Raw genomic sequence first — 3,490 nt, forward strand, 5'->3', positions numbered from 1 at the left:
CCGCGTGTCGGCGAGCAGCCGATCGCGCTGCGCCACGCTCACGCGCTGCGCGTCGTAACCCACGGCGCGCAGCGCATCCGCGTGCGCCGAGAGCCACCCCGCCAGCGCCGACCAGATCGGCACCCCGAGCTCGAGCTTTTCGAGGTGCACGCGCGCCTTGTCGCACTGCGCCTCGGCTTGCAAGTGATAGCGTCCGTCGACGAACAACACGAAGCGCGCGACGCCGATTCGCGCCGCCGCGGCTTCGCTGAGGAAGATGCCCGATCCTGCCGAACCGTCGAATCCCGACAGCGCGAAGCGCTGGCTGTTTCGGCGCGGCACGTACTCCGTGATGAATTCATCTTGCGAGGTGACGACGAGCGCATCGAGGCCGCGGCCATCGATGAACGCGCCGAGCCGCGCATGTGTCTCGGCTACCGAAGGTTCGTAGGGCGGAAGATCGGAAAAGTGGTATCGGAGTCGGTCGATCATCGAATCTGCTCGGTCGGTCTACGCGCGCAGCGCTCATGGCTGCCCCAGCGTGAAAATTACCGGCGGGATAAATTTACGTCAAGCTAAAATTTAAGTGACACTAAAATTTCGACCGGCCAGCGGCAGCGCCGAAAACGGCGCATGCTCGGTCGGCGTTTCTCCCCGCCGCGTCTGGCTTGCGACCCGCGCGGTACAATGCGCCGAAGTTGCGGCTGGCGCGTCGATCCGTGTCTGCAAGCAACCGGCCTGTCCATCACGTAAAGCTGCGTAAAGCGACGAATGGGCGGGTTCTGAGCGTCCCCTCGAAGAGGATTCATGGATTCGGATATCAATCACATCGGCCAGCGCATTCGGCGGCTGCGCCGAGAATCGAAGATGACGCTGCTCGAAGTAGCAACGGCATCGAGTTTGTCGGTGGGGTTCCTGTCGCAGGTCGAGCGCAATTTGACGGGCATTTCGATCTCGTCGCTCGTCAATGTCGCCAAAGCGCTGAACGTCCCGCTCGGCGCCCTGCTCGAGCACCCGCGGCAAGCGCAGCCCGATTCGCACGAAGGCCGGCGCGAATCGTATCGAGTCGGTCCCATGCGGCAGAAGTACGAACGGCTGTCTACGACGTTCGACGGCAGCCTGCTCAACGCCGTCAAGGTGCTGATGATGGAAGGGTACAGTTCGGAATGGGTCGCGCACGGCGGCGACGAGTTCGTCTATGTGCTATCGGGCAAAGTGCGCTACACGCTGCGCAGGAAAGACTACGAATTGACGGCGGGAGACTCGCTGCATTTCGATGCACAGCATCGGCACCGCGTGGTCAACGTCGGCCCAGGGCCGGCCGAAGTCATCGCCGTCGGCACGCTGCCGCTGTTCGATGACGGCCATGCGCAATTCGTGCCGCTCTCGCGTACGCCGAAGGGTCGCGGCACCGTCGCCGCCAAGAAAACAGCCGCGGCGCCGGCACCCGCGCAAGCCAAACCTCGCTCGAGCCGCGCGCAACCCGAAGGAAAAGCCGCGGCAGTCAAGAAAGCCGCGCGAAGCGGCAGCCACAAGCGTTGAGAAGGAGGGGCGCGGCGCCTTCGAACCCGCGCGCCCATCGCCCATCGCCCACCGCGCCTCGCCGCTCGGCGCCCGGACTCAGCGCGACGATGAAGCGGCCGTTCGCCGCCCCCCGCCGCGCGCGAAATGCTGGATCACCACGATGACGACCATGGCCGCAAGGATCGCCAGCGAGGCCGAGATCCGGTTCAAATCGAGGCCGCCTTGCGCCAAAGGCTTGGTCAGCGTGTCGCCGAGCGTGGCACCGAGCGGGCGCGTCAAGATGTACGCCGCCCAGAACAGTACGCCGATCGGCACCCGCCGGCCCAAGCGCCATACAAGGGCCACGATGACGAGCAAGCCCGCGAAGAGCAGCGCACCGTGCTCGAAACCGAGCCCGAGATCGTCGGCCGCGAAATCGCCCAAGGCCGTGCCGAGCGTGTTCGACACGAGAATCGTGACCCAATAGAACACCTCGTCGCGCGGCTTCACGATGCGATCGTATTCAATGCGGCCGGCGCTCGTGCGCCACAGGGCCAGCACGATCAATACGCCGAGCAGCAGCAGGGCCGACGACCAGATATAGCCGAGCCCCGCCGTGCGATCGAGAAAATCGGACGTCGTCGTGCCTACGGTCGTCGTCGCAATGACGACGGCCCAATATGCCGCGGGGTGGTAACTGCGCGAACGGACCTGGATCGTGAGCGTCACGATGAAGAACGCGAGAAAGATCAGCGTCGCCACGGCGTAGCCGAGCTTCAACGTCATCGACAACGCATCGCCGCCTGTTTCGCCAACGGTCGTCGCCAAAATCTTGACGAGCCAAAACACGGCAGTAGCTTGCGGCACTTTGCTCAGCCATATCTCGCTGTCGTGCTGCACGTTTATCGCGGTGCGGGTGGTCATGCTTCGTTCTCCTGCATGGGATTCGGGGAATGTCTCGAAAATGCCTCGCATTGTGGCAAAGCGTTGCTTAAGGCTTGCTTAGCAGCATCGCGCGCGCCAGCCTCGCGCGTCACGCTAATATGTCGCCGATATCGACGAGCGCTGCGCATCGCCATCGCTTTGCGCGGCAACCGGCGCGCCTATGCCGTGACGCGCCCAACCGCAACACGCGCAACGATCGACGGAGAGAGCCGATGCAAGAAGAAACGCCGAAGGTGCCGCCTCACGCGAAGCCGGAATCCGACGCCGCCGACCGGCCCACGAATCCGGAGCGCCGGCGGCTGCTGGGCGGCCTGGCCGCGGTAGGCATGGGGCTTGCGCTCCCGGCATGCACGGCGACGACGAGCGACGCTGCCTCGACCAGCGACGCTACCGGGGCCGGCCACACTGTCGCCAAAACGGCAGCCGAAGCGAAGCTCGACGCCGCCCTGCGCGCACGCGTGCGCCATATCGTCGTCATCTACGCCGAAAATCGCAGCTTCATGAACCTTTACGGTCACTTCCCGGGGTTGCACATGCCGATGGACGCCGTTGCCGCGCGTTCGCCCTTGCAGTTGGACCGGGACGGCAAAACACCATTGCCCTACCTTCCCAAAATCTGGGGAGGGCTCGTGCCGCAAGCCCAGCAGATCGGTATGACACGCTACATGATCGGCCAGGACGACATCACGCACTTCCCGAATCGCCCGTTCGTCGTCTCCGATGCGCTAGGCAGGCCGCTGCCGAACGCGGTCATTACGCGCGATTTATGGCATCGCTTTTATCAGAATCAGATGCAAATCAACGGCGGGGCAAATGATCGATTTGTCGCCTATAACGATTCGGGCGCGCTGGTTATGGGCCATTTATGACGGCTCGAAGCTGAAAATGTGGGGGGTCGCCAAAAAGTACGTGCTCGCCGACAATTTCTTCATGGGCGCATTCGGCGGCTCATTCATGAATCATATCTATTTTGCCTGCGCATGCGTCGCGCACTATCCCGATGCCGACCGGAGTCCCGCCGCCTCGGGCGGCAGCGCTGCGGTCATGAGATCGGCAAAGCTGC

At 63.7% G+C, this 3,490-nt stretch carries 3 protein-coding genes and 1 pseudogene; 2 read left to right on the forward strand and 2 right to left on the reverse strand.

The annotated features are described in order from the left end of the window. On the reverse strand, positions 1-471 hold a 471-nt coding region (locus tag ACTHNZ_RS24470; protein ID WP_440545180.1), incomplete at its 3' end, for an aminopeptidase P family N-terminal domain-containing protein. Positions 472-786: 315 nt separating this feature from the next. Here ACTHNZ_RS24470 and ACTHNZ_RS24475 point away from each other — a divergent pair. Further along, positions 787-1,521: a helix-turn-helix domain-containing protein gene (locus ACTHNZ_RS24475; RefSeq protein WP_440545181.1), complete on the forward strand. Its 735-nt coding sequence runs from the start codon at positions 787-789 to the stop codon at positions 1,519-1,521. A 78-nt stretch (positions 1,522-1,599) separates the two neighbouring features. On the opposite strand, the gene ACTHNZ_RS24480 is transcribed toward ACTHNZ_RS24475, so the two are convergent. Next, positions 1,600-2,406 carry a COG4705 family protein gene (locus ACTHNZ_RS24480; protein WP_440545182.1) on the reverse strand — a complete coding sequence of 269 codons (807 nt, stop codon included), beginning with the start codon at positions 2,404-2,406 and terminating at the stop codon, positions 1,600-1,602. 233 nt (positions 2,407-2,639) lie between these two features. On the opposite strand from ACTHNZ_RS24480, the pseudogene ACTHNZ_RS24485 reads away from it, so the two are divergent. Further along, a pseudogene (locus tag ACTHNZ_RS24485) lies at positions 2,640-3,490 on the forward strand (alkaline phosphatase family protein); the annotation flags it as partial.

The organism is Trinickia sp. (assembly GCF_051953955.1).
Classification (GTDB): domain Bacteria; phylum Pseudomonadota; class Gammaproteobacteria; order Burkholderiales; family Burkholderiaceae; genus Trinickia.

Coding starts and splice junctions, on each gene's coding strand:
- ACTHNZ_RS24475 (WP_440545181.1), top strand. CDS start 787: ATGGATTCGGATATCAATCACATCGGCCAGCGCATTCGGCGGCTGCGC.
- ACTHNZ_RS24480 (WP_440545182.1), bottom strand. CDS start 2,406: ATGACCACCCGCACCGCGATAAACGTGCAGCACGACAGCGAGATATGG.